Raw genomic sequence first — 25,587 nt, 5'->3', positions numbered from 1 at the left:
ATCACGTTAATTGCGGTTGTGGGGTCTGCGCTTCTCGATTCCTGATCGGTCTGGTGACCTGTTTGGACACGCAGGACGGCATTCCGGCTGTCGACTGCTCGGCCTCGCGCCGATAGACGCTGGGCGGAACCCCCACCAATTCGGTGAACTTGCTGCTGAAAGTGCCGAGAGAGCTGCAACCGACCTCGAAGCAGACGTCCGTGACACTGAGGTCTCCGCGCCGCAGCAACGCCATCGCTCGCTCGATTCGCCTGGTCATCAAGTAGGCGTACGGCGGTTCGCCGTACGCCTGACGGAATTGGCGACTGAGATGCCCCGCAGACATGTTCACTCCCCGCGCGAGCGCCTCCACGTCCAGAGGCCGCGCGTACTCCCTGTCTATACGGTCTCGCACGCGTCGTAGTCGCGCGAGGTCCTGCAGGTGCGGATCTGCGGCAGGTCTGCTGGTCACGTATTCGATCGTGCCATGCCATACCGACGTTGCCCAGCACAAGAGATGAACTCGGCGTGGAGCGATCGCGCACACACCGAGCAGTTCGTCATGATCGTGTAAGGATGGAGAAATGACCACGGCTCATCGCTCAGGCATCGACCTCACCCACCTCGACGGCGACACACGGGCGCAGGACGATCTGTTCGTCCACGTCAACGGAAAATGGCTCGCCGAATACGAGATTCCGGCAGACCGCGCAGTCGACGGGGCCTTCCGGACGCTCTACGACAAGGCCGAAGAAGACGTACAGACCATCATCACCGAAGCCGCGGAGTCCAACTCTGCCGCCGGTACCGATGCACAGCGCATCGGCGACCTGTACTCGAGCTTCATGGACGCCGACGCCGTGGAGGCCGCGGGCCTCGGCCCCATCGACGACGAGCTCGACGCCGTCGCCGATGCGCCCGACCGGTCGTCGTTGGCCACCGTCATCGGACGCCACCAGCGCGTGGGCGTCGGCGGTGCCATTTCGCATTACGTCGACACCGATGCCAAGAACTCCGAGCGGTACCTGATCCACTTCAGCCAGTCGGGAATCAGCCTGCCCGACGAGTCGTACTACCGCGAGGACAACTACGCCGAGATCCGCGAGAAGTACGTCGCGCACATCGACAAGATGTTCACCCTCGCCGGCGTCGGCTACGACGCCCAGCGTGTGTTCGAACTCGAGAAGAAGATCGCGGCCGGGCACTGGGACGTCGTCAAGCGTCGTGACGCAGATCTGAGTTACAACCTCGTGGGCTTCGAGGAACTGACCGAACAGAACCCCGGTTTGGACTGGGCGGCATGGCTGTCCGGTCTCGGCGCCGATTCGGAGAAGTTCGCCGAAATCGTGGTCCGTCAGCCCGATTTCCTGCACACCTTCACCGCGCTCTGGGCGTCCGAGTCACTCGACGACTGGAAGGCCTGGGCGGCGTGGAAGGTGCTGCACGCCCGCTCCCCCTACCTGCATTCGGCGCTGGTCGACGAGACCTTCGCTTTCTACGGCACCACGCTCTCGGGAACCGAAGAGAACCGTGAGCGTTGGAAGCGCGGAGTCAGCTTGGTTCAGGATCTGCTCGGCGAGGCCGTCGGAAAGCTCTACGTCGACCGTCACTTCCCCGCTGAGGCGAAGACCCGCATGCTGGAACTGGTCGCCAACCTGCAGGAGGCGTACCGCCGCAACATCGCCGACCTCGAGTGGATGAGCCCGCAGACTCGTGAGGCCGCATTGGCCAAGCTCGAGAAGTTCACCCCGAAGATCGGTTACCCCGACAAGTGGCGTGACTACGCCGGTCTCGATATCTCGGCTACCGACCTGGTGGGCAACTACCGTCGTGGATACGCAGCCGAGTACGACCGCGATCTGGCTAAGCTTGGCGGCCCCGTGGACCGTGACGAGTGGTTCATGACGCCGCAGACCGTCAACGCCTACTACAACCCGGGCATGAACGAAATCGTCTTCCCCGCAGCCATTCTCCAGCCGCCGTTCTTCGACGCCGCAGCCGACGACGCTGCAAACTACGGCGGCATCGGCGCCGTCATCGGCCACGAGATCGGGCACGGATTCGACGATCAGGGCGCCAAGTACGACGGCGACGGCAACATGGTCGACTGGTGGACCGACGAGGACCGCAGCGAATTCGGCAAGCGCACAAAGGCTCTCATCGAGCAGTACAACGAGTTCGAACCCAAGGAACTGCCGGGCCACCACGTCAACGGTGAGTTCACGATCGGCGAGAACATCGGCGACCTCGGCGGTCTGTCGATCGCGATCGCGGCGTACAAGATCGCGACCGAAGGTACCGAACCGCCGGTCATCGACGGCCTCACCGGCTTGCAGCGCGTGTTCTTCGGGTGGGCTCAGGTATGGCGCACGAAGGCTCGCGAAGCCGAGGCGATTCGCCGTCTGGCCGTCGACCCGCACTCGCCGCCGGAGTTCCGGTGCAACGGCGTCGTCCGTAACCTCGACACGTTCCACGAGGAGTTCGACGTCAAGCCAGGTGACGCACTGTATTTGGATCCGGAGAAGCGTGTGAAGATCTGGTAGCAGCAGGGGCAAGCCCCCGTGCGCGCTTAAGGACCCTCTGGACTCCCTGAGCGCGCACGGGGCCGAAGGCCCTACCTGGCGTACATGATCACCCCGACACCGACCAGACAGATCAGCGCACCGGCGATGTCGAAACGATCCGGGCGGAATCCGTCCATCACCACCGCCCAGAGCAGTGAACCCGCTACGAAGATCCCGCCGTACGCGGCGAGGATGCGCCCGAAGTTGGCATCCGGTTGCATCGTGGCGACCAGACCGTAGAGGCCGAGCGAGATGACGCCGAGTCCTACCCAGATCCATCCCTTTTGTTCGCGAATTCCCTGCCACACCAACCACGCGCCCCCGATTTCGAGCAGCGCGGCGAGTACGAACAGCAACAGCGAACGTGCGACGGTCATGCCGCACACAGTATCGCTACAGACGTACCCCGGTCTCTGCGGAGAAGAAGTACACCTCGCCGGCCTTGGGCAGCAGATGAAGCGACTCCCCCGGTGCCACCGACATCTTCCGGTCGACGCGAATGACGATCCGTCCGGATCGGCTCTGCCACTGGCAATCCGGCGTACCCTTCGCGTACACGAACGATTCGGCGCCCAACTCTTCGAGCAGGTCGGCGTCAACGGCCAGCGAGCCCTTTCGCCACGCCCCCACCAGATCCCACGACTCCGGGCGGACTCCCACGACTACCCGATCCCGCTCGGACGCCCCGGTGGGCAGCGGAATCCGCAAGTCACCGAGCACTGCGACGGTACCCTCGACCGGCGCTTCGATCAGGTTCATGCCGGGCGATCCGATGAAGGCGGCCACAAAAGTGTTGACGGGGTTGTCGTAGAGTTCCCGCGGCTTTGCCACCTGCTGCAAGCGACCGTCCAGCATTACCGCGACGCGGTCTCCCATCGTCATCGCCTCCACCTGATCGTGGGTGACGTAGACCGTGGTGGTGCCGAGACGGCGCTGCAAGGCAGCGATCTGCGACCGCGTGCTGACGCGCAGTTTGGCGTCCAGATTACTGAGCGGTTCGTCCATGCAGAACACCTTGGGATGACGAACAATGGCTCTACCCATGGCAACTCGCTGACGTTGACCACCGGACAGCTTGGCCGGTTTGCGTCCGAGCAGCGGTTCGAGTTCGAGCATCCGCGCGGCCTCGAGCACCCGCTCTCGGCGCTCGGTCTTTCCCACTCCCGCATTCTGCAGCGCGAAACCCATGTTCTGCTCGACGGTCATGTTCGGATACAGCGCGTAACTCTGAAACACCATGGCGACATCGCGCGCCCGCGGAGCGAGGTGCGTGACGTCCGTGCCGCCGATCTCGATCCGGCCGTCCGACGCGGATTCGAGACCGGCGAGCATTCGCAGGCTGGTGGACTTACCGCAACCGGAAGGTCCTACGAGTACCAGGAACTCACCGTCGGCGATGTCGAGGTCGAGACGGTCGACCGCCGGTCGATCGGTTCCTTCGTAGCGGTGCGTGACTCCCGCGAATTGCACGTTGGCCATAAGTGTTCTCTCCTACTACTTCGGCAGCTTGGGGGTGATCTGCCGGTCGATGATCTGCTGCAACTGGGCGGCAACGCCGGCGAATGTCGATGCGACGTCGGCCTTCTGGAGAGCGATTTGCTCGAGTCCGGTGCCGATGATCTGATCCCCACCCGGGACGAACACGCGTGCGTAGTCCTGCGAGCGCGTACGCGAAAGCTGATCCACGGCGGTACGGGAGTTGGGGTTCGCGTCGAGGAACGCCTTCATGCTCGGCTCCGAGGTTGCCGACTTGCGGACCGGCATGTAGCCGACGTTCTGCGAGAAGTACGCCGTGTTCTCACCGTTGGTGATGAAGTCGATGAACTTGAGCGCGTTCTTCTTACGCTGATCGGAGATCTTGGACGGGATGGCAAGTCCGGCGCCGCCGGTGGGGCAACCGGGAGTTCCGTCCACTGCCGGGAGGAAAGCGGTACCGAAGTCGAAGTTCGCAGTCTTCTTGATGCCGGAGAGGTCACCCGTGGACGCGATGGTCGACGCCAGAATGCCGGTACCGAATTCGTTGGCGATGTCGGTGGAGACCGCGGCGTACTTCTTGTCGTGAATCATGCTGGAGAGGAATTGACCTGCAGCAATGGTCTTCTCGTTGTCGAGCTGCAGATTCCACTGGTCGGAGTACGAGCCGCCGAACGTCCAGATGGGGCCTTCGTAGGTCCAGCCGAGGTAATCCTTCGCGTTGCCCCACCCGTGTGCCAATTTGCCGTTGCCCACGACCTTCTGCAGCTCTGGTCCCCACTCGTCGAACTCCTGCCACGTCGCCGGCCCACGGTCGGGAAGACCGGCCTGCGACCAGACCGCCTTGTTGTAGTAGAACAACGGCGTCGACCGCGCGTAGGGAAGCGCGTAGTGCTTGCCCTGGAACAGGTAGTCGGCGAGCAGTGAATCGACGTAGTCGGCCGAGTCGACGCCCACCTCGGAGAAGAGTCCGTCGAGCGGCTCGATCGCTCCGGCCAGTGCGTAGTTGAACCACCAGACATCCGAGAGCACAACCACATCGGGCACATCTCCGCCGGAGAGGGCAGCGTTGAACTTTTGTGCCACCTCTTCGTAGTTCTTGCCGCCGTCCACCAAGTTGACCTTCAGGTCCGGGTACTTGGTCTGGAAGCGGTTGATCAGTTCCTTCTCCACGTCGGTGGACTTACCCGGGTGGTTCGACCAGAAGGTGATGGTATTGGAATCACCCGACGCACCGGATGTTCCCGCAGCATCAGCGCTCGACCCGCCGGAACCTGCGCACGCGGTGAGTGCGGCGCCGGCGGCGATTGCACCGCCGAGGCTCAAGAATCCGCGCCTGTTCATGTTTGCCATTACTGCTCCTCGAAAAAGAAATGTGACGGGAAAAGCTGTCAGCCCTTGACCGCACCGGAGGTGAGGCCCTTGATCATGTGTCGTTGCAGCACAAGGAAAATCACCAGAATCGGCAGCATCGTCAGCACCGTTCCTGCCATGACCGGACCCCAGTTGGTGAGTCCGTCGTTGTTCTGCAGTTGGGTCAATCCGATCGGCAGCGGCGCTACCGAGGAATCGTCGGACATGAGGAACGGCCACAGGTACTCGTTCCACTCGTTGACCACCGTGATGATGCCGAACGCCACCATCGTGGGTCCGGAAACGGGGAGCACCACGCGCCAGAGAAGCCGCCAGTGACCGGCGCCGTCCATCCGCGCCGCCTCGATGATCTCCGAAGGAATCGAGAGGAAGTGGTTGCGCATGAGGAACGTACCGAAGGCTACACCCGCGAGCGGAACTATGATGCCCTGGAACGTGTTACGCCAGCCCCACTCTGCCACGAGTGCGTAGTTCGAGATCACGGTGATCTGATTCGGCACCATCAAGGCGGCGATGATGCCGAGAAAGACGAAGTTCTTCCCCGGGAAACGCAGGAACACCAACCCGTACGCACTGAGAGTGCCCAGAACGAACTTCGCCGCGGACAGAATCGTCGTGATGACTATCGAGTTCCGCAGAAACATCCAGAACGGGACCGATGTTGTTGCTTCGGAGTAGTTTTCGGGATGTAGCGACGACGGCCACCACGTTGCCGGCTGAGTGTAGATCTCCGGCCGCTCCTTGAACGAGGTCATCACGATCCAGTAGAGCGGCAGGACGATGACGATCAGGGCGATCACCATTGCCGCGTACCCGAGGACCTTCACGCCGACCTCACGCCGGTCCACGTTCCTGCGGTCCGGGCCGGGCCGGACGACGGAAGTCGGAGCAGCGCTTTTCTTTTCCTCTACCGCTGTCATTTCTCTTCTCCCCGATCCATGGCACGAACCTGATAGACGGTGATGATCAGCAGGATCAGGAACATGATGGTCGCAACCGTCGCGCCGTAGCCCGCCCGGAAGTTTCGGAACGTCTCGTTGTACACCTGGTAAACCATGGTCGTTGTCCCTGTCCCCAGCGGGCCGCCTCGGGTCATGACATTGATGATGTCGAAGACCTGGAGCGAGTTGAGCATGACGGTGATGGAGAGGAAGAACGTCGTCGGGCGCAACTGAGGCAGGAGAACCCGGCGGAACTTGGTCCACGGCTTGGCGCCGTCGATTTCGGCAGCTTCGTTCAACTCCTGCCGAACTCCTTGCAGCGCAGCAAGGTAGATGACAAACGTGTAGCCGAGGTTCTTCCACATGTACGTCACGGTCACCATGAACAGCGCCCAGTGGGGATCCTGATAGAAGTCGGGCGATTGGAGTCCGACACGGTGCAGGAGATCCTGGATCAGACCGAAGTTGGGGTCGAAGACGAACTGAAACGCGACACCGATCGCTGCACCGGAGATCACGAACGGCGCGAAGATGGCCGACCGGACCAGGTTTCGCCCGACGAGCTTGCGATCGAGCAGCATGGCCAACGCCAAACCGATGACCATCGAACCCACAACGGTGACCAACGTGAATACCACTGTGTTGGTGACGATCTGCCAGGTGTCGCTTCGTCCGAACCACTCGCGGTAATTGCTCAGCCCGATGAACGTCGCCTTCGGGTCCGCAATGTTCCAGTCGAAGAAAGAAAGTCGGATGTTGTCCACCAGCGGGCGATAAGTGAACAAGATCAACAACGCGAGATTGGGACCTACCAAGAGCGCAAAGAGCGCGTAGTCACGCCATGGTCTGCCCCACAGACCTGGCTTGCCTGAAGTGGGCAGCGTTCTTTCCGGACTCGATCTCACTGAGGCAGTCTGACCGCCCGCAACGAATGAATGGTGAACGTACAAGACACTCGAGTTGAACGCGACACGAAAAAGGCCCTGCGCGAATACTTCTCGCGCAGGGCCTTCGTCGACTGTGTCTAGCGGTTCCAGTCACCCAATCCGTCGGCGCCGCTGAGGACTCCACCTGCGGTGTTCTGCACGATCACCGGGTCGCCCTTGCCTGCGTTCTCGAAGAACCACTTGGCGTCCTCGGTGCTGACGTTGAGGCAGCCGTGGCTGACGTTGGTGAATCCCTGTTGCGCAACCGACCACGGAGCAGCATGAACGAAGATGCCACTGTAGGAAATTCGCGTCGCGTACTCGACGTAGGTCCGGTATCCCTCGGGAGAATCGATCGGAACTCCGTACGTGGACGAATCCATGTACATGTCGCGCAGCTGCTCGCCGACGATGTACGTGCCGTTCGGTGTTTCGTGGCCCGGCTTGCCGAACGACGTCGGCATGGTGCGCACGACCTCGCCGTTGCGGGTGACGGTGACCTGCTTGGTGTTGTCGTCCGCGACGGTGACGACTGCGTCACCGATGTTGAACGTGGAGTGCGAATCACCGGCGTCGACGGTCACGGAGATGTTCGCCGGCCAGAACTGTGCCGGCTTCCAACGGACCTGGCTGTCGTTGATCCAGTAGAAGCTGCCCTCGACCGGAGGATCGGTGGTTACGCGAATAGCGCGTTCAGCCGTGGCACGGTCGCCGACCGCCTCGTTGAAACGAATGATGATCGGCTGTGCGATACCGACTGTCTCACCTGCGGACGGGTTGAGCGAAGGCGCGGAGAAGTTGGGAGCGCCGATGGGCGCCTGAATCGGTGTACCCGGGATGCCCGGAACCGGAATCGCCGGATCGAGGTACGGCACCCCTGGAATGACGGGCAAAGGAATGTCCGGTCCACCGGGGAAGAGAGGAACGGCCGCGGAAGGTCCGGCGAGAGCAAGGCCGGCAGCCACCGCTCCGACGATTGCCACGGCAACCCGTGACGTCCGACGACCCTGTTTGCTGCCCATGTCACTACCTTCGCTCGACTGACCACGTACTCACGTGGATTTTGCGCGGCCGGCATCGATACCCGCCTGGTACCGATGCCGATGCACATTCGGACGCACCCGCTGGGAGCACACCTACACACCCGAGCACGCCAAAGAGAGCAAACCGCACATTTCCATAGTCATTAACACACAAAAGCGGCAATCGAGCAATTCGGATGTTCGCCCAAACGTTGCTATCCCTCGCTGCGGGCAGCCGCCAACATGGATTCGATGGAGATGAGTTTGGTTCGCGGTCGCCCGGCGGCGGCACCGGATGCGCGTTCTGCCTTGTCGATACGCTGCCACCCTTGATAGTCCACCTGATCCGGCGACCGGTCTGCCAGCAGAACCTGCAACTTGTCGGCATCCTCGGCGGGGGTTGCGAGGCGTCCACCAGCGAAGTCGTCGAAGATCATCGACACGGTCTCGGCGGAGCAGTACTTGTTGGTGCCGATCACGCCAGTCGGTCCGCGCTTGATCCAACCCGCGACGTAGACACCCGGGATCGGCGTGCCGGTCTCGGTGTCGATCACTCTGCCGTTCTCGTTGGGGATCACGCCGCGAGCGTCGTCGAAGGGCAAGTCGGCCATCGGTGTGCCGCGGTATCCGACCGACCGAAGCACCAGTGAAGTGTCGATCGTCTCCTCGGTTTCGGTAGGCCGGGCGGAGAGCTGACCGGTCGGCGTTGCCACCAATTCGTTTTTCACGATCCGCACCTGTGAGACTGCACCGTCGCCGAGGATCTCGACGGGAGAGGTGAGGAACCGGAGAACGATCCGCTTGCGAGAAGGATCCGCGGTACGTGAAGCAAATTCCTGCGCCTGCTTGACCTTGAGCAGGACGGACGGCTCGGCGGCATCGCTGTCCACGAACGCCTGACTGGCCTCGTCGAGTTCGGCTTCGATCGGGTCGACGACTACGTCCACGTTCGCCATCTGTCCTAGCGCCAACAGTTCGGGATTGGTGTACGCGGCCTGCGCCGGCCCGCGACGCCCGAGAATGACGACCTCACGAATCTTGCTGTCACGCAGAGCTTCCAATGCGTGCTCGGCGAGGTCCGTCTTCGCAAGCTGGTCAGGGTCGGTCACCAGGATGCGTGCGACGTCGAGTGCGACGTTGCCGTTTCCGACGATCACCGCTCGCTCGCCGGACAGATCGAAAATCCGATCGGCATATCCCGGGTGGCCGTTGTACCAGGCGACGAACTCGGTGGCAGCGTGACTTCCCGGCAGATCCTCGCCTGGGATCTCGAGCTTGCGATCCCCGGCAGCGCCCACCGCGTAGATCACTGCGTGGTGATGGTCCAAGAGTTCCGAATGCGAGATGTGGGTGCCCACCTCGACGTTGAAGTGGCAGCGCACAGTCTTCTTCGCGACGACGGCGCGGAACTGGTCGGTGACGCCTTTGGTTCCGGGATGGTCCGGCGCCACGCCGGCGCGCACCAATCCGTAGGGGGTGGGAAGTCGATCGAACATGTCGACCTCGACGCGCGGCTTGCCGGTCAGTTCCATCGCCGCGTAACAGGCGGCCGGGCCGGATCCGACGATCGCCACTTTCAGCGTTCCGAGCTCGGGATCGATCTTGGCCATCGTGATCGGCTCGGGCCAGTCCGGGCCCATCGGATGCTTCTCGAAGTACGACGCGTTCATCTGCAGATACGGCGCGTCGTCCTCGTCGAGTTCGTTGTCCGGGAAGATCGCCTCGACCGGGCATTCGTCCACACACGCACCACAATCGATGCAGGTGTCGGGATCGATGTAGAGCATTTCGGTGGTCGCGAACGGAGCTTCGTCCGGTGTCGGGTGAATGCAATTGACCGGACACACGTCAACACACGAGGCGTCGTTGCAGCACGGCTGCGTGATCACATACGCCATGACATTCCCCTATCCCTGAAACACGAAGCACGAACTGATTCCCAGACTATAACGTGTTCCAATTTGGCGCGAGAATCGTTTTCAGATCACCCCATTGCGCTTCAGCAGCCATACCGCCTGCACGGTGGCGTGACCTCGCCATTCCAACGCCGCGGCGGGCGAATAGCTGTCGAAATCCACCGCCCAGCCGCCGTCGTCGTGTTGCCTCGCAGCGAGTGCCGACAGTTCGGAGTCGATCACCGCCGCATCGAACAACGCGCGGGTCGGCCCGCCGGGAAGCGGTGAGAAATCGAGGGGCCGCATGAATTCGCCCTCCGCTCCCCCGTCCACGTGCACCAAGCCATCGGCCGGGATTCGTTTACCCAGTGCATTCACCAACGACGACACCTCGGGGTTCGAACTGTGTACCGCGTCGAGAAACTGCAAGGCAAAGGCCAACTCGAGGGCATGCAGAGAATCCGCCCCGGCGATCGCGTCGAGGCAATATCGAACGGCAGAGGCGAACCACGGATGTTCGGCGACGGCCTCGTCGAATTCGGCGACGCGAGCCGCTGCAGCACACACGATGCTGGTGATCTGCAACGACGGCGTCGTCGAATCGGCGTCCACCCAGAAGGGTGCACACCCAGCCGGGTCGGAGATCGGGAAGGCGAACGGCAAACCGCCGCCTGCCGGCGAATTGGTCTGCAACCAATCGCACAGCTCGACCGCTCTGGGCGTCGGCGTTCCGATGTCGGCGAAGGCCTCGAAGGCATGCAGCGCTCCGCCCGGTTGGCTGGTTGCCGAGCGGAGATCCGGTTCGAGTCCCCAGCCGTACCCGCCGTCAGGGTTGCGATAACCGTCCACGGCCGAAAAAGCCGCGGCCGGGTCACCCTGTCCGAGAATCAGATTCAGTCGATGCCGATCGAGAGTCCGGGCATGTCCCGCCATGAACCCGACGGCCGCCGTGAGATCAACACTCATGAAGGACGGTTCAGGATTCGTCGCCGTCGAGCCGGAAGCCGACCTTCAACGTGACCTGGAAGTGCGCCACGGCGCCGTTTTCGATGTGGCCGCGAGTTTCCACCACCTCGAACCATTCGAGGTTGCGCACCGTCTCGTTCGCCCGAGCGATGGCGGTGCGAATTGCCGCGTCACTGCTCTCGGTGGACGAGCCGACGATCTCGGTCACCCGGTACACGTTGCTGCTCATGGCATTCCCTTCGTGTCAGATTCGACGAACCAACTCCTGCGCCTCGGCGCCGAGCCTCGCAAGGCGAAGATCACCGAGAGCTGTCACAGCACTACCCAACCTGTTGGTGGTGAAACCGAGCGAGAGTCCGCTGGACAGGTCCGCATACGCTCCTGAACCGCCGACTCCGTAGTGGCCTATCGCATTCCGCGGCTGCCGCCGCGCGGCAATGATCGGCGGGTGGTAACCGAGAGTCCAGTTGGGCCGCACTGCGAGCACGTAGTCCCGATCGCGAGTCTGGATGGTCGACATCTGGTCGATGGTCGACTCCTTCAGGAACCGCTTCCCGTCGATCACGCCGCCGTTCGCGATGGCGCCGTACATCTTCGCGAGCGCACGGGCGCTGAACACGCCGTTCCACCCCGGCATCACTGCGTCGTTGACAGCCGGGTTGCGCACCATGACGTCGAAACCGTCGGGCATCGCGGCCTCCGCAAGTCCGCGAGTCGGACCGACGTGTGAGAGCACCGTCGAGGCGAAGGCCCAGTTCAGGCCCGCAGGGTTGATGTGCGGGAACAGCTTCGCGATTCGTGGACGCTCGGTTTCGGGTACGCGATACCAGAATTCGTCGACTCCGAGAGGCTTCGCTATTTCCGCTTGCACGACGTCGATGAACGGCTGGCCGGACACCCTGGCTACAAGTTCGGCTACCAACCACCCGTAAGTCACAGCGTGATAGCCGGGCCCTCGGAGCCGACGCGGATCCGGCTTCTCGGCAGCCAAGGCGGCAACGACGGCGTCGTAGTCCATCAGGTCGAGAGGATGCGGCATCAGTCCACGCACTCGGTGAAGACCCGCTCGATGTGACATCAGTTCGCGGACGGTGATCTTGTCCTTGCCTGCCGCTGCGAATTCGGGCCAGTACTGGGCGACCGGAGCGTCGTAGTCGATGAGCCCGCGTTCGGCGAGTCGATGAACGACTGTGCTGGCTACGCCTTTGCCCGTCGAGAAGGACAGCGACACCGTGTCGTGGTCCCAGCGCCTATCACGGTCGGCATTGCCGGCCCAGATGTCGAGCACTTTCTCGCCGCCCAGGTACACGACCAGCGCGCCGCCGCCTTGTTGCGGTTGGCGATACATCGCGAAGAAGCGGTCGGCCAGGGGAAGGAATCGCCGGTCCACGTACAGCTCGGTGCGCGAAGGCACCTCCACCCGGGCGAGCGAACCCCGTCGTGCGTTGGGAGTCATCGCGTCCTCCGATCCCCACTGATTCAAGTTGTCCGGTCACCGGATCGGTGGCGGGAGCTTGACACCATTGTGACCACTGTCACGCAAGAGGTTCAGGACCGGGGTGCACTCACGGGGTGACCCACGTCGAAGTGCCGTCACTGAAACATCCCTGACCTGTGGCAATGTTGAAAACAAGGGTGGGTCCGCCTGAGCAGATGGCTCCGACGTCCGCGTCACCCACCGCCGCTCTGCCTCCTGGTCCGCTGAGCACCACGGCAAAGGGTGAGGAATCGGTGCGGCCGAGTGCGAGCGAACCCGGGCCGTACGCAATGGCAGCAAGCACTCCACCGCGCGACTCGGCCGCAGCGACGCCCCCGAAGAGTCCAACACCTGCAGACCTGCCGCCGTCGCGTGAATCTGCGACGCCGACGCCGTCACCCTCCACGTGCGAAATCGCATAACTGGAGGGATCGGCCACCGCTCGGCATGCGGATGACCCGTCGACGATCGTCTGATCCTGGCCGCGCGCCGAACAATCCAACGTCGCAGCAGAGGCCGTTCCGCTACCGAGAGACAATCCGAAGGCGGCCAGAACGATGCCGCCCGCCGCCAAACCTGCTGCTCGCTGTTTCCGGCGATCCATATCCAACCCCCACAGTGCATTCGACGTGACCGTACATTCGACGTCTAATCGAATTACCCGATATGTCCGCCTCTGACGCTACCCGTCTTTGTTCTTCCTATCTCGGTCCTTGCTCGGTTGAACACGTTTGGGTTCACCGGGCATTTTGGGATAGTTCGGGGGGTACGGCAGATCGCCCAGTCCTGCCGCCAGATCCTTCTCCCACATCTCCAGCAGAACGTCGAGGGCAAAGGCCTTGTCGTGCATCGCTTCCATCGGATCACCACGGTCGGCGAGCAGGCCGGGAACCGTGGCAATGGTGCAGTCGTCCGGATGCACGTCGCGCAGTTCGTCCCAGGTCACCGGCGTCGACACTGTCGCGATCGGAGTCTTACGGGCTGAGTACGCCGCCGCGATGGTCCGGTCGCGGGCATTCTGATTGAAATCGATGAAGATTCGCTCCCCCCGCTCTTCCTTCCACCATGCCGTGGTGGCACGGTCGCCACTACGACGCTCGACTTCGCGGGCAAGCGCGATACCCGCGTGACGGACCTCGACAAAATCCCAGCGCGCTTCGAGCGGGATGTAGACGTGAAGGCCTCGGCCACCGGAAGTCTTGGGGAATCCTTCCAATCCCAGCTCGTCGAGTAGCGGACGAAGGACTTCGTCCGCGATCGCTACGGCCTCGTCGAACCCGGTCCCCGGTTGCGGATCGAGATCGATGCGGAGCTCGTCCGGATGGTCGGTGTCCGGGCACCGCACGGCCCACGGATGAAACGTGACGGTACCGAGATTGGCAGCCCACACGATGTTCGCAGCACTGCACACTCGAAGGACGTCGGCCTTGCGACCCGACGGGAACGTGACCTCGCAGGATTCGACGTGCTCTGGCCGCTTCGCCGGCAGCCGCTTCTGGTAGACCTCTTCGCCCTCGATGCCGTCGGGGAACCGCTGAAGATGTGTGGGCCGATCTCGGAGCGCCCGCAACGCTGCACCCTGCAGTGCCACTGTTCGGTAGTACTCGACAAGATGCCGCTTGGTTCCGCCGTCCTCACCCAACTGCGGATAGTAGATCTTGTCCGGGCTCGACAACCGGACCGCGATCCCGTCGACGTCCAGTTCCTCTGCCGGGCTCGCCATCACTTACCGCCTGCAAGTACATCCGCGAAGTCGTATCGCACCGGAACCTCCAACTGATCGAATGTGCATTCGTCGGGCACCCTGTCCGGACGCCAGCGCAGGAACCGCGCGGCGTGTCGAAAGCGTTCCCCTTCCATCTGGTCGTACGCCACTTCGAGCACCCGCTCAGGACGAAGCGGAATCCAGGAGCGGTCTGCGGCCGATCTCCACCGGCTGGCCTCCCCCTCGGCCACTACGTCGTCCCCGAGGCGCAACGGTTCGAGTTCGGCCAACAACTCGATCCGCCGCGCCGCGGTGAAAGCAGAAGCGCCACCGACCATCTTCAATTCGGAACCGTCGTACAGACCAAGAAGCATCGACCCGATACCCGGCTGGCTCTTGTGGGGACGGTAGCCCAGCAGTACGACATCCGCGGTCCTGGCGTGTTTCACCTTGATCATCTCGCGTTTGTTCGGCAGGTACGGTCCCGCCAGCTTCTTGGCGACAACCCCGTCGAGACCCGCGCCTTCGAAGGTCTCGAACCAGGCCATTGCTTCGGCGCTGTCGGCCGTCGCTGCAGTGACGTGGCAACTCGGCCCGCCACCGACGCAATCGAGGAGCAACGCACGTCGCACACCGAAGTCCTCGATCGAGACGTCGCGATCCCCGAGCGCCAGTAAATCGAACCCGACAAATTGCGCGGGCGTCTGTTCCGACAACAATGCGACGCGACTCGCGGCGGGATGAATCCGCTCGGAGAGCGCTTCCCAACTCAGGCGCGTCACACCGTCGATCTCACGGGGAACCACCAGTTCTCCGTCCACCACACATTTTTCGGGCAATTCAGACTTGACGGCTTCCACCGCCTCGGGAAAGTACCGCGCCAAGTCCTTTCCTCCTCGCGACCCGAGTACCACTTCGTCACCATCACGAAAGATGATTGCTCGAAATCCGTCCCATTTCGGCTCGTACGACCACGTCGGGTCACCGGACTCGGGCTGAGGCGGCACAGTGGCCGCAGCCTTCGCGAGCATCGGGGCAAGCGGCGGCATCAGGGGTAGCTCCACCTACCCATACTGACAGTCCGGTTGGCAATTCGACTACCGATGTATTGGAATAGGTCCCGAACAATCTACGAACCAACAGAATTATCCAAGAATCAACAAAGGGGTCCTTATGTCCGGAATCGTCCGGCGACTTTGCACTGCGGTGATCGCAACTTCTGCAATCGCCGCCTTCACCGTCGGTTGCGGTTCCGACATCGAGCCGAAAGCCATTGCGGAATCGTCTTCCTCGGTTGCCGATTCGACCACTACCTCCGCGGCCCCGACCACCTCGAAGATCACCGGCCAGGAGGGCTCCGACGACGGCGGCGACGTCGACATCGACGTGTCGATCGGTGATTGCGTCAAACTCGGCGGTACCACGACGGCCGCGGAAATCGACAACGCGGACTGCGGTAGCAAGGATTCCAACTACAAGGTGGTCGCCAAGGTTCCCACCTCCGACCAGTGTGCCTCCGATGTCGACTCGTACTACTACGAGACCCTCGCGGGTGACGAGCAGGGCGCTGTCTGTCTCGACGTCGACTGGGTAGTCGGCGGATGCATGGACCTCGGCAGCGGAATGGATGAGCCCGCCCGCATCGAATGCTCGGATACCAGCGGCACCAATGTAGTCGAGGTCGTCGAAATCCTGCAGAACTCCACGTCGATCGACGAATGCGGTTCGGGGGCAGACTCGGGATTCGAGCACCCGGAACGTAAGTTCACGGTCTGCGTCGCAACGCTCTGATTCGAGCGCCCTCCCGAAAAACACCTGTGCGCCTTGCCAACCGATCTCGGTTGGCAAGGCGCACAGCGCTTTCTACAGCCGGCGGTTTCTACAACCAGCCCCGACGTTTGAAGATCGTGTAGAGACTTCCACACGTCAAGAACATCATCGAGAGCGCAAACGGATAGCCCAAGTGCCAGTGCAGTTCCGGCATGTCGTCGAAGTTCATCCCGTACACGGTTCCGATGAGCGTCGGCGCGAAGAGAATTGCCGCCCACGCCGAGACCTTCTTGATCTCCTCGTTCTGCGCGTAACTCGCCTGCGTCAGATTGCGCATCTCCTCGTTCTGGTTCTGCGACACCAGAGTTGCGTTCACCGTGAGGATGTTTCCGAGCAACTGACGAAATCCGTCGGCCCGCTCCACCACCGTCGTCGCATGGTCGGTGACGTCGCGGAGGTACCGCTGGAGTTCTTCGTCCGTGTGGTACTTGTCGAACCCTGCCGACAACCCACGCAGCATCCCCAGCAGCGGACGAGTCGCCCGCTGGAATTCGATCACCTCACGGGTCAGTTCGTAGATGCGGCGCGAAACTCCGGGATCGCCACTGAACACTTCGGTTTCGATCTCGTCGATGTCGTTCTGCAGGCCGGCCACCACCGGGGCGTACCCGTCGACGACTGCGTCGAGAATGGCGTAGAGAACGGCCTCGGTACCCAACCGCAACAGGTCAGGATCGTTCTCCATGCGAGTCCGCACCGCCGAGAGATCCGGCGATTCACTGTGACGGACGGTCAGAATGAAGTTCGGACCACAGAAGATGTGCAACTCGCCGAATTCGACCCGCTCGGTCTCGTCGCGGTACCGCGCAGCACGCAGGACCACGAACAGCGTCTTGCCGTAGCGCTCGAGCTTGGGGCGCTGGTGCGCGACAATCGCATCCTCGACCGCCAGTTCGTGGAGGTCGAAATGTTGTGCAGCGGCATACAACTGGGCGTCGTCGGGCCGGTACATCCCGATCCACGCCATCGACTGCGAATCAGGAAGGCATGACAGTGCTTCCGCCAGGGTGGACGGTGACGCTATCCGCTCGCCGTCGCGGTACACGCCGCTGTTGACGACGGTCGATTCGACGGGCGCCACCGCCTCGGGCGGGGCAGCCTTGACGACGGTGCGTGCGGCACGCGAGTGCCCGGGATGAGAGTCACCGAGACCCGCAGAACGACGTGGCAGTACCGAACGTGAACGACGAAATTCGCGCATGCTGAACAGCTTTCGAGGGAAGAGTGAACGACGACGCTTGCTTCACAGCAAAGCCGAAGCCGATGAACACACGATGAAGCTGCAGCAAAATACCGGATCAACCCGGGCGGCTACAGCTTCAGTTGGTACTCGGAGGTTGGCCACGCATTACAGCCACACCTCCTCTTCCCTGAATTCCCGCGCAAGTCCGCGCACGACGCCAACATGCTACCCCGACTGCCAGGGCACGACAAACCGAACGACAAGCCGCAGGACCGCGCGAGCCTGCCGAAGGAATCCCGCTCGGTGAATGCAGCTTTCAGTCAGCTCGCGGCGCGCAATCCGCCGATCAACAGTTCGACGATCTCGTCCGCCAACGACTCCGTCTCCGCCAACGTCTGCCCTTCGCGCCTTCGGTACCAGAGGTCGATGCCGTTGAGACTGCTGAGGAGTACTTTTGCCGCCATCCGAGGTGAGCTCACGCGAATGGAGCCATCCGCGACGCCTTCGGTCATCACGTCGACGAACAGATTCTCGTAGTCGAGCCGCAGCGAATTCAGTTCCACGAGGACTTGCTGTTGCCTCGGCTTGAGCGCGGAGTTCATCTGGCCCCGGACACCTTGGTGGATCGTGTGGTGGTACCCGAGATGTGTCATGAGATTGACCAGGTGGGCGTGCGACATCGATTCGAGACGCGCGAGGCCGCTGTCTGCGCCGTCCATTCGAGACTCGACTTCGGCGCGGAGCAGGCTCATCCCGCGCTCGTAGATTGCCAGGTAGATGTCGAACTTCGAACGGAAGTGGTAGTAGACAAGACCTTTGGTGGCACCGATTCGATCGGCCAGTAGATCGACAGTCGTGGCCGCGTAACCATCTTCGGCAAAGGCGTCGGCGGCGCTCGTGATGATCGCGGATCGCACGTCCGGAAGATCACTACTCATTCGACTTCCACTCCCATTCACACTGCCTGCCGGCCCTTGACTGTTTCCACGCTATCGCATAGTAATACTGAGTAGTATCCCAGATCAGAGAGGTTTTCCAATGTCGTTGGATTTTTCCGGCAAGGTAGCGATCATCACGGGCGCAGGCGGCGGACTCGGCCGTTCGCACGCATTGGCCCTCGCCGCGCGCGGCGCTCGCGTAGTCGTCAATGACATGGGTGGTTCGGTCAACGGCAGCGGCGGCGCCGATACTGCGGCAGCCAAAGTAGTGGCAGAGATCGTCGAGCTGGGCGGCGAAGCGATCGCGGACCACTGCGACATCACCGACGTCGACGCCGTTGCCGCCATGGTCGCGACGGCTGTGGACAAGTGGGGCCGCGTGGACATCCTCATCAACAACGCCGGAATCCTGCGCGACAAGTCGTTCATCAAGGCCGAGCTCGACGACTTCCGCAAAGTCATCGACGTGCATCTGATGGGTTCCGTCATCTGTTCGAAGGCAGTCTGGCCGCACATGGTCGAACAGAACTACGGACGCATCCTCATGACCACGTCGGCATCGGGAATTTACGGCAACTTCGGCCAGGCAAACTACGGCGCCGCGAAGTCCGGCGTCGTCGGCCTGATGAACGTTCTCGCCATCGAGGGTGAACGCAAGGGCATCCGCGTCAACTCGCTGGCGCCGACCGCCGCGACCCGCATGACCGAAGACCTCCTCGACGAGAAGACTCTCGCTCTGCTTGCACCCGAATCGATTTCACCCGGCGCACTGTTCATGGTCTCCGATGACGCACCGACCAAGACCATCCTCAGCGCCGGCGCCGGCGTCTTCGCGATCGCTCGCATGGAAGAGTCGCAGGGCGTGTACATCCCCGAAGGCGCACTCTCCCCCGAGGTCGTCGCCGAACGGTGGTCCGAGATCAGTGACATGACCAATTCCGTCCAGGTGCCCGCGGCGTTCGATCAGACCCGCCGGTTCGTCGAGAAAGCTGTAGCCGAGCAGCCGACCACCTGAGCAGGGCAACCAGCCAACTGATCGATCCGGCTCCCCCTAAGGTGTGGTGGTGACCACACCCACGGGAGTTTCGATCGTCGACATCGTCGACAGACTGGGAATGACGTTCCTCAGCGGAGGCGACACCGTCGACGACGCCCGCACTGTCAGCCGAGTGACCCTGCACGAAGGGTCCGGAGTTACGCAGGACAGTGCGGGCGCCGTCGTGCTCGGCGCAGGACTCGCCGGGTCGGCCGACATTGCCACTGCAGTAAAAGAATACGGTTCGGCCGGAGCCGTCGCGCTGATCGTCAGGGAGCCATTGGCTGTCGACGAAAGCGTCGCACGGGCGGTCGCCGAAGCCGATGTCGCACTACTTGGAATGGTCAAGGATGCAAGTTGGCTGCAAAGTGCGTCGCTGATCAACGAGATCCTCGAATCCGGCAACAACGGGGACCACACGTCGGCCGCCGACGCCGACCTGTTCGATCTTGCCAACTCGATCGCTCAGGTACTGAACGGCCCGGTCACCATCGAGAATCAGTCGAGCCGGATCCTCGCGTTCTCGGCAGATCAAGCCTTCGGTGACGAGGCACGTAAGCAGAGCGTCCTCGGACATCAAGTGCCGCAGCACTATTCCGACCGACTCCGGTCGATGGGGTACTTCAACAAGATCTACGGCTCCACCCTGCCGGTATTTCTACCGGGTATCGGGCCAGGCATCAGGCCCCGAGTCGGCATGCGAATACATGCGGCATCCCAGATCCTCGGTTCGATCTGGGTGATCTTGGACGAGGAGCCGAACGAATTGCAGGTCAAAACGCTCGTCGAGGCGGCGGGCGTAGCCGCGATGAGTTTGCTTCGCGCCAAGCTGGCAGCCGATTCCGCACGACGACTGAGGTTGGGCGAGGTGATCACGCTACTGAGTGGCGGCACTTCGGCCAAGGAAGCGGCCGAGCGTCTGGGGTACGGCCGTTCGAAGGCAAACGTGCTTGCAGCCGGCTTCCGTAGCGGCGCCGGCGCATCGTTGGAGGCCGAAGCCGACGTCGATCAACTGGCCCTGACACTCAATACCTACCTCCACCAAGTATTTCCGCTGTCGGTGGCGGCAGCGATCGGCGGCACCGTCTACGCCGTCATTCCACACACCCGGCACCAGACCGACGACGACTACGTGCGTCGGATCGCGTCGGAGTTTGCAGACCGTTCCCGTTCGGAAAAGTCGGTGGTCATCGGAATAGGTGCGACAGTGGCCGACGTGATGACGCTGGAGAAGTCACGCGACGAAGCCGACCGAGCGCTTCGCGTTCTGAGGTCGACGTGGAATTCCTCGGGCCGGACCGTCGCGCGCGCCGACGACGTGCAGATCAATTCCCTGCTATTGCGCCTCTCCGACGCCCTGGCGGACGAGGACGAGACCGCGTCGGGACCGCTCGCGGTACTGCGTGAGTACGACCGCACTCACGACATCAACCTCGTCGACACCCTCCGCGCCTGGCTCGACACGTTCGGCGACATTCCGGCGGCCGCGTCGTTGGTTCACATCCACGTCAACACGTTTCGATACCGCCTCAAGAAGCTTGCCGGGATTGCCGGAATCGATCTCGACGATCCGGAAACTCGATTCAGCCTGATGCTCCAGCTTCGTCTCTTCTATCCGACAGCGTTGTAGCGATCTACCAAATCTCACGAAACATTCGTAAATCCGGACGATGTTCTCCATCTTTTGTTGGGTGAAGATTCAAGCAATCGACTTTTGCTCCTGACCCGACAGACCTCGCGTCACTCGGGGCGGGACTACACCTTCCGGAGGCACCATGAAACAACGGTCCTACGCACTACTGGCTGCGGCAACTGGCACCGTTCTTGCCCTGAGCGCATGCTCATCGGGTGGCTCGTCGGGTTCGGGTGGGGGTGAACCCGTCACGGACGGCACCTTCAAATTGGCTCTCGTGGCCGACCCCGGCGCTCTGAATCCGCTGATGACCGCCGCATCGCCGGCGCACCAACTGGCACGTCTGAGCTACGACTATCTGGTCCACCCGGACCCCGATACCGGTGTCACCAAGCCGTGGCTCGCCGAAAAATGGGAAGAGACAACCACTTCCGCGTCCTTCACCATTCGCGACGGCGTTACGTGTAACGACGGATCCGCTCTGACTGCCCAGACGGTCGCGGACAACGTCAATTTCATCACCAACGCAGCAAACAAATCCGCTCTCCGCGGGGTGTACGCCCCGGCTACCGCGAGCGCCACCGCCGACCCGGCGACCCGGACAGTAACGGTCACAACTCCGGAGCCCTCTCCGTTCCTGCTTCTCAACCTGGCGCGAATACCGATCATGTGCGAGGCCGGGTTGAAGGATCCGACGGCGGCAAACAAGACGACCTTCGGGTCGGGCATGTTCCAGATGACCGAGGCAGTCGCCAACGATCATTACTCCTACGTTCGGCGCGACGGATACAACTGGGGACCGGACGGCACTACCTCCGATACTGCCGGAGTACCCAAGAATGTCGTCGCATCCATCATCACGAACAACAGCACAGCGGCCAACCAGGTGTTGTCCGGTGATCTGAATGCCGCAGCGGTTTCCGGCCCCGATCAGGATCGCATGAACGCCGCGAACCTGGATACCGTCAAGCAGCCTGCTCCGGCGGGCGAGATGTTCTTCAACCACAGTCCTGGCAATCCGACGAGCGATCCTGCCGTACGCAAGGCTCTGGTCCAGGCTCTCAATCTCGACGACCTCGCCGAGATCTTCACGGCCGGTCGCGGAACCCGATCGACCACGATGGTGTCCATCGAACCGCGGGCCTGCATCTACGACTCTGTCGCCGGAAACCTGCCGGACTTCGATACCAGTGCAGCCGCAGCAACTCTCGAGTCTGCGGGCTGGAAGGCCGGCGCGGACGGTAAGCGCAGCAAGGACGGCACACCGCTCCGAATTCGGATGGTCTACGAGACGTTCGGTGACGCGACCGATGCTGCCGCCGACGTCGCGGTCAATGCGTGGAACAACCTGGGCGCCACCGTTGAACTCACCAGTGGAGACTCGAACAAGATTCTCGATGTAGCACTCAGCGGCAAGGACAACACGGCGTGGGATGTCGCATGGGAGCCGATCAACGTCGCGCTGCCCAGCATGCTGGTCCCCTTCCTCTCCGGTCCGGTGCCCGCTGCGGGAATGAATTTTGCGTCGATCTCCAACCCGGCCTACGACGCAGCCGTCGAAAAGGCTTCCGGGCTGACAGGCGAGGACGCTTGTGCCGCTTGGGCAGACGCCGAATCCGAAATCATCAAAGCAAACTCGGCGGTACCTTTTGCCGACAAGATCACGACTCTCTACTTCAACAATGCGGGTCTTGCATTCGGCCGCAATTTCATCGGTTCGGCCCTGCGCCTGTACCAGTAGACCACCGGTAGCGACCGGGGAAATCGTTCTGTTTCGCCGGTCGCTGTCGGTATACGGACAGGTATTCACTGATCCCGCCGGTTTTCGTGGGAGCGGACGAAAATCGACCCGATTTTCGTGAGGATCGACAGAGATGCGCGTCACGTCATACGCCAAGATTTAGCAGTCAACACTCAACCGCGCCCTCACGTTTTTCGCTCGGGCCCCTGCTCCATCACGGAGGCACCATGAAACACCGCTTCTACCCAACACTTGCAGCAGCCGCAGGGCTCACGCTCGTGTTGTCTGCCTGTGGCTCGGGAGGCACGTCCTCGGGCGCCAGTGGCGGTGAACCGGCCACGGACGGAACCTTCCGTTTCGCTCTGCAGGCCGACCCCGGTGCACTCAACCCGATCATGTCGGCAGCGTCGGCGACCGCAGAGTTGTCGCGTTTGGCCTATGACTACCTCGTCTACCAGGATCCCGATACCAGTGAAGTCGGACCGTGGTTGGCCGAGAAGTGGGAAGAGACCCCGACCTCTGCGTCCTTCACCATCCGCGAAGGGGTGACCTGTACCGACGGATCCACGCTGACTTCCCAGACCGTCGCGGACAACATCAACTTCGTGGCCAATCCGGACAACGGTTCACAGTTGCGCGGGTCCTCCGTGCCGACCGGTGCCACTGCAACCGCCGACGCTGCAGCGCGCACCGTCACGGTCACCACTCCGGCGCCGAGTCCCTTCCTGCTTCTCAACGTCGGTCGCCTGCCGATCCTGTGCGAGGCCGGGTTGAAAGATCCGACAGCGTCGAACAAGAAGTCGCTCGGCACCGGCATGTTCGAAGTCACCGAAGTCGCCGCCAACGATCACTACACGTTCCAGCGTCGCGAGGGCTACAACTGGGGCCCCGACGACACGACCTCCGACACCCCGGGTGTCCCCAAGACGGTCATCGCCGCGATGTCGCCGAACGTGAGCACCGCCGCCAACCAGCTTCTCTCGGGTGAACTCAATGCAGCTCCGATCGCCGGTCCGGACAAGGACCGCGTCGCGGCAGCCAATCTGGACTCGGTCGGCCGTCCGCTGCCTTCCGGTCAGATGTACTTCAACCAGATCGCGAGTAATCCCACCAGCGATCCCGCAGTGCGCAAGGCCCTGATCCAGGCGGTCAATCTCGACGACCTCACTCAAGTCATCACTGCCGGACACGGAGTCCGGGCAACCAGTCTCGTCGCCGTCGAACCGCGCGCCTGCGTCTACGACTCCGTCGCAGGCAACATTCCGGACTTCGATCTCACTGCCGCCAAGGCAACACTGGACGCTGCAGGTTGGACCGCTGGTTCTGACGGCAAGCGAAGCAAGGACGGAAAGCCGCTCAATCTCCGTCTCGTGTACGACGGCACAGACGATCCGCGCAACGCAGCAGCAGAACTCGCTCAGTCGGCGTGGTCCGAACTCGGCGCAAACGTCGAGGTGATCGGCGGCGACTCGAACAAGATCATCGACGTCATCCTGAGCGGCAAGGACAACTCTGCCTGGGACATCGCCTGGGTCCAGATCAACTCCTCGCTCCCCAGCACCTTCACCGCCTACTTCACCGGTCCGGTTCCCGCTGCAGGCAAGAACTTCGGGTCGACAAGCAACCCCGCGTACGAAGCAGCAGCCACCAAGGCTTCCGGTCTGACCGGTAGCGACGCTTGCGACGCTTGGGCCGACGCCGAGTCGGAGCTCACCAAGACGATCTCCGCTGTGCCGTTCTCGGATTCAGTTATGAACGTGTACTTCAACAAGGCTGGACTCTCATTCGGTAAGTCGCTCAACGGTTCTGCGTTGCGCCTCTACCAGTAGGTCGCCCGCCCACTCTGAATATCTTCCCGCCCCAGCATCCCGCCCTCCGGAAAGACAGCCCATGAGTCAAACTATTGAAGCCGCGAAACCAGAAGCGGCGCCTCAGGCTCGAGCAAAGTGGCTCGAGTCCGACAGCTGGCCCGCATATCTTCTGCGTCGTTTCGGCACCTTCGTGATTTCACTCTGGGCGCTGGTGACTGCGGCGTTCCTGATGCTCCAACTGATTCCGGGCGACCCGGTTCGGTTGGCTCTGGGAATGAACGCACCGGTCGAACTGGTCGAGACAACGAGGTCTCAGCTCGGTTACGACCTTCCCTTGTGGCAGCAGTACTTCCGATTCGTCGGCGGATTGCTGAGCGGGAATCCCGGTGACTCGATCACCTTGAGGACTCCGGTCTTCGAGGTGATCGCGTCCCGCCTCCCGGCAACACTCGAACTGGCTGTACTCACAGTCGTCACGGTGCTGCTGTTGGGCATTCCGATCGGCCTCATCTTCGCTGCACTGACCCGCAACGGCCGACGACGCGGAGTCGAGATCGGTTACACCGCAACGTCGGGCACCATCGCCGTGATCCCCGAGTTCATGTTCGGCACGGCGCTGGTCTACCTCTTTGCCGTCACGTTCCCTGTTCTGCCCGTCGCCGGCCGCGGTGGACCGGAAAGTTACATCCTTCCGGTCGCGGCCATGTCGATCGGTGCCATCGCCTCGATGTCGCGCATCGTCCGTGCAGAGGCGCTCGGCGTGTTGGACATGGACTACATCCGTACGGCGCGCGCCAAGCGAATGACTGTGGCACGAATCTACTTCCGTCATGCAATGCCCAACCTCATGACGTCGACGCTGACGCTCGCCGGACTCCTCCTTGGTGGTCTGATTGCCGGCACCGTGCTCATCGAGAGCATCTTCGCCTGGCCCGGCATGGGCATGGCGCTGGTCAAGTCCATCACCGAGAAGGACTACCCGCTCGCCCAGACACTGGTCGTGATCTACGGCGCCATCGTCCTTCTCATCAATTTCATCGTCGACGTGGTGCTCGCTCTCATCGACCCACGATCCACAATTCGGGAGAACTGA

23 protein-coding genes are annotated in these 25,587 nt (G+C 62.2%); 7 read left to right on the top strand and 16 right to left on the bottom strand.

The window, feature by feature from the left end:
• Window position 1 precedes the first annotated feature (1 nt).
• A complete protein-coding gene (locus G8767_RS01815; protein ID WP_095968571.1) occupies window positions 2–451 on the bottom strand; it encodes a helix-turn-helix transcriptional regulator in 450 nt (149 codons plus the stop codon).
• Between the two features lie 112 nt (window positions 452–563).
• On the opposite strand from G8767_RS01815, the gene G8767_RS01810 reads away from it, so the two are divergent.
• Window positions 564–2,522 carry a M13 family metallopeptidase gene (locus G8767_RS01810; protein WP_166809173.1) on the top strand — a complete coding sequence of 653 codons (1,959 nt, stop codon included), beginning with the start codon at window positions 564–566 and terminating at the stop codon, window positions 2,520–2,522.
• 71 nt (window positions 2,523–2,593) lie between these two features.
• Here the strand turns inward: G8767_RS01810 and G8767_RS01805 are convergent, their stop codons facing one another.
• The 13 genes from G8767_RS01805 to G8767_RS01745 all read right to left on the bottom strand — a co-directional run bounded on the left by G8767_RS01805 (window position 2,594) and on the right by G8767_RS01745 (window position 15,386).
• A complete protein-coding gene (locus G8767_RS01805) occupies window positions 2,594–2,920 on the bottom strand; it encodes a YnfA family protein (RefSeq protein WP_070795706.1) in 327 nt (108 codons plus the stop codon).
• Window positions 2,921–2,936: 16 nt separating this feature from the next.
• The gene (gene ugpC / locus G8767_RS01800) at window positions 2,937–4,022 is read right to left on the bottom strand and encodes a sn-glycerol-3-phosphate ABC transporter ATP-binding protein UgpC (RefSeq protein ID WP_095968569.1); all 1,086 of its coding nucleotides are present in this window, start codon (window positions 4,020–4,022) and stop codon (window positions 2,937–2,939) included.
• A gap of 15 nt (window positions 4,023–4,037) precedes the next feature.
• On the bottom strand, window positions 4,038–5,369 hold the full coding sequence (locus tag G8767_RS01795) for an ABC transporter substrate-binding protein (RefSeq protein ID WP_166809172.1): 1,332 nt from the start codon (window positions 5,367–5,369) through the stop codon (window positions 4,038–4,040).
• A 38-nt stretch (window positions 5,370–5,407) separates the two neighbouring features.
• Window positions 5,408–6,310, bottom strand: a complete 903-nt coding sequence (locus G8767_RS01790) for a carbohydrate ABC transporter permease (protein WP_166809171.1) — start codon at window positions 6,308–6,310, stop codon at window positions 5,408–5,410.
• A complete protein-coding gene (locus tag G8767_RS01785) occupies window positions 6,307–7,281 on the bottom strand; it encodes a sugar ABC transporter permease (RefSeq protein WP_003940557.1) in 975 nt (324 codons plus the stop codon). The genes G8767_RS01790 and G8767_RS01785 overlap by 4 nt, the downstream gene beginning before the upstream one ends.
• A gap of 74 nt (window positions 7,282–7,355) precedes the next feature.
• A complete protein-coding gene (locus G8767_RS01780) occupies window positions 7,356–8,279 on the bottom strand; it encodes a L,D-transpeptidase (protein ID WP_166809170.1) in 924 nt (307 codons plus the stop codon).
• Window positions 8,280–8,494: 215 nt separating this feature from the next.
• Window positions 8,495–10,177, bottom strand: coding sequence for an FAD-dependent oxidoreductase (locus G8767_RS01775; RefSeq protein WP_166809169.1), 1,683 nt, complete (start codon window positions 10,175–10,177; stop codon window positions 8,495–8,497).
• Between the two features lie 81 nt (window positions 10,178–10,258).
• A complete protein-coding gene (locus tag G8767_RS01770; protein ID WP_166809168.1) occupies window positions 10,259–11,140 on the bottom strand; it encodes a hypothetical protein in 882 nt (293 codons plus the stop codon).
• Window positions 11,141–11,150: 10 nt separating this feature from the next.
• On the bottom strand, window positions 11,151–11,369 hold the full coding sequence (locus tag G8767_RS01765) for a dodecin (RefSeq protein WP_003939815.1): 219 nt from the start codon (window positions 11,367–11,369) through the stop codon (window positions 11,151–11,153).
• Window positions 11,370–11,384: 15 nt separating this feature from the next.
• A complete protein-coding gene (locus G8767_RS01760; RefSeq protein WP_095968563.1) occupies window positions 11,385–12,596 on the bottom strand; it encodes a serine hydrolase domain-containing protein in 1,212 nt (403 codons plus the stop codon).
• A gap of 109 nt (window positions 12,597–12,705) precedes the next feature.
• Complete coding sequence (locus tag G8767_RS01755; protein WP_095968562.1) at window positions 12,706–13,221, bottom strand: DUF6764 family protein; 516 nt, start codon at window positions 13,219–13,221, stop codon at window positions 12,706–12,708.
• Between the two features lie 78 nt (window positions 13,222–13,299).
• Window positions 13,300–14,340 (bottom strand): non-homologous end-joining DNA ligase, encoded by a 1,041-nt coding sequence (ligD, locus tag G8767_RS01750; RefSeq protein WP_166809167.1) that lies wholly within the window; start codon window positions 14,338–14,340, stop codon window positions 13,300–13,302.
• Complete coding sequence (locus tag G8767_RS01745) at window positions 14,340–15,386, bottom strand: ATP-dependent DNA ligase (protein ID WP_039973226.1); 1,047 nt, start codon at window positions 15,384–15,386, stop codon at window positions 14,340–14,342. Before G8767_RS01745 ends, ligD begins: the two co-directional genes overlap by 1 nt.
• Before the next feature lie 109 nt (window positions 15,387–15,495).
• On the opposite strand from G8767_RS01745, the gene G8767_RS01740 reads away from it, so the two are divergent.
• Entirely contained in the window at window positions 15,496–16,113 is a 618-nt protein-coding gene (locus G8767_RS01740) for a hypothetical protein (RefSeq protein ID WP_019745226.1), read from the top strand.
• Between the two features lie 88 nt (window positions 16,114–16,201).
• On the opposite strand, the gene G8767_RS01735 is transcribed toward G8767_RS01740, so the two are convergent.
• Both G8767_RS01735 and G8767_RS01730 read right to left on the bottom strand, forming a co-directional pair.
• Window positions 16,202–17,353 (bottom strand): magnesium and cobalt transport protein CorA, encoded by a 1,152-nt coding sequence (locus tag G8767_RS01735; protein ID WP_007731382.1) that lies wholly within the window; start codon window positions 17,351–17,353, stop codon window positions 16,202–16,204.
• Window positions 17,354–17,655: 302 nt separating this feature from the next.
• On the bottom strand, window positions 17,656–18,273 hold the full coding sequence (locus tag G8767_RS01730; RefSeq protein WP_166809166.1) for a TetR/AcrR family transcriptional regulator: 618 nt from the start codon (window positions 18,271–18,273) through the stop codon (window positions 17,656–17,658).
• A 100-nt stretch (window positions 18,274–18,373) separates the two neighbouring features.
• On the opposite strand from G8767_RS01730, the gene G8767_RS01725 reads away from it, so the two are divergent.
• The 5 genes from G8767_RS01725 (at window position 18,374) to G8767_RS01705 (ending at window position 25,587) form a co-directional block, all read left to right on the top strand.
• A complete protein-coding gene (locus tag G8767_RS01725; RefSeq protein WP_166809165.1) occupies window positions 18,374–19,288 on the top strand; it encodes an SDR family NAD(P)-dependent oxidoreductase in 915 nt (304 codons plus the stop codon).
• A gap of 49 nt (window positions 19,289–19,337) precedes the next feature.
• Complete coding sequence (locus G8767_RS01720) at window positions 19,338–20,939, top strand: helix-turn-helix domain-containing protein (RefSeq protein WP_166809164.1); 1,602 nt, start codon at window positions 19,338–19,340, stop codon at window positions 20,937–20,939.
• Between the two features lie 145 nt (window positions 20,940–21,084).
• Window positions 21,085–22,683 carry an ABC transporter substrate-binding protein gene (locus G8767_RS01715; RefSeq protein ID WP_166809163.1) on the top strand — a complete coding sequence of 533 codons (1,599 nt, stop codon included), beginning with the start codon at window positions 21,085–21,087 and terminating at the stop codon, window positions 22,681–22,683.
• Between the two features lie 227 nt (window positions 22,684–22,910).
• Window positions 22,911–24,512 carry an ABC transporter substrate-binding protein gene (locus tag G8767_RS01710; protein ID WP_166809162.1) on the top strand — a complete coding sequence of 534 codons (1,602 nt, stop codon included), beginning with the start codon at window positions 22,911–22,913 and terminating at the stop codon, window positions 24,510–24,512.
• Window positions 24,513–24,573: 61 nt separating this feature from the next.
• Complete coding sequence (locus tag G8767_RS01705; RefSeq protein ID WP_095968556.1) at window positions 24,574–25,587, top strand: ABC transporter permease; 1,014 nt, start codon at window positions 24,574–24,576, stop codon at window positions 25,585–25,587.

The sequence above is a fragment of the Rhodococcus sp. IC4_135 genome, assembly GCF_011602025.1.
GTDB classification, from domain to species: Bacteria; Actinomycetota; Actinomycetes; order Mycobacteriales; family Mycobacteriaceae; genus Rhodococcus_F; species Rhodococcus_F baikonurensis.
This window is presented reverse-complemented; position numbering and strand designations above follow the sequence as displayed.

Bases quoted from the DNA above. Each gene is read 5' to 3' on its own strand.
- G8767_RS01805 (WP_070795706.1), bottom strand. From the start codon at position 2,920: ATGACCGTCGCACGTTCGCTGTTGCTGTTCGTACTCGCCGCGCTGCTC.
- G8767_RS01755 (WP_095968562.1), bottom strand. From the start codon at position 13,221: ATGGATCGCCGGAAACAGCGAGCAGCAGGTTTGGCGGCGGGCGGCATC.
- G8767_RS01705 (WP_095968556.1), top strand. From the start codon at position 24,574: ATGAGTCAAACTATTGAAGCCGCGAAACCAGAAGCGGCGCCTCAGGCT.
- G8767_RS01735 (WP_007731382.1), bottom strand. From the start codon at position 17,353: ATGCGCGAATTTCGTCGTTCACGTTCGGTACTGCCACGTCGTTCTGCG.
- G8767_RS01765 (WP_003939815.1), bottom strand. From the start codon at position 11,369: ATGAGCAGCAACGTGTACCGGGTGACCGAGATCGTCGGCTCGTCCACC.
- G8767_RS01775 (WP_166809169.1), bottom strand. From the start codon at position 10,177: ATGGCGTATGTGATCACGCAGCCGTGCTGCAACGACGCCTCGTGTGTT.
- G8767_RS01810 (WP_166809173.1), top strand. From the start codon at position 564: ATGACCACGGCTCATCGCTCAGGCATCGACCTCACCCACCTCGACGGC.
- G8767_RS01715 (WP_166809163.1), top strand. From the start codon at position 21,085: ATGAAACAACGGTCCTACGCACTACTGGCTGCGGCAACTGGCACCGTT.
- G8767_RS01710 (WP_166809162.1), top strand. From the start codon at position 22,911: ATGAAACACCGCTTCTACCCAACACTTGCAGCAGCCGCAGGGCTCACG.
- G8767_RS01780 (WP_166809170.1), bottom strand. From the start codon at position 8,279: ATGGGCAGCAAACAGGGTCGTCGGACGTCACGGGTTGCCGTGGCAATC.
- G8767_RS01760 (WP_095968563.1), bottom strand. From the start codon at position 12,596: ATGACTCCCAACGCACGACGGGGTTCGCTCGCCCGGGTGGAGGTGCCT.
- G8767_RS01770 (WP_166809168.1), bottom strand. From the start codon at position 11,140: ATGAGTGTTGATCTCACGGCGGCCGTCGGGTTCATGGCGGGACATGCC.
- G8767_RS01725 (WP_166809165.1), top strand. From the start codon at position 18,374: ATGTCGTTGGATTTTTCCGGCAAGGTAGCGATCATCACGGGCGCAGGC.
- G8767_RS01740 (WP_019745226.1), top strand. From the start codon at position 15,496: ATGTCCGGAATCGTCCGGCGACTTTGCACTGCGGTGATCGCAACTTCT.
- G8767_RS01795 (WP_166809172.1), bottom strand. From the start codon at position 5,369: ATGGCAAACATGAACAGGCGCGGATTCTTGAGCCTCGGCGGTGCAATC.
- ugpC (WP_095968569.1), bottom strand. From the start codon at position 4,022: ATGGCCAACGTGCAATTCGCGGGAGTCACGCACCGCTACGAAGGAACC.
- G8767_RS01790 (WP_166809171.1), bottom strand. From the start codon at position 6,310: ATGACAGCGGTAGAGGAAAAGAAAAGCGCTGCTCCGACTTCCGTCGTC.
- ligD (WP_166809167.1), bottom strand. From the start codon at position 14,340: ATGGCGAGCCCGGCAGAGGAACTGGACGTCGACGGGATCGCGGTCCGG.
- G8767_RS01730 (WP_166809166.1), bottom strand. From the start codon at position 18,273: ATGAGTAGTGATCTTCCGGACGTGCGATCCGCGATCATCACGAGCGCC.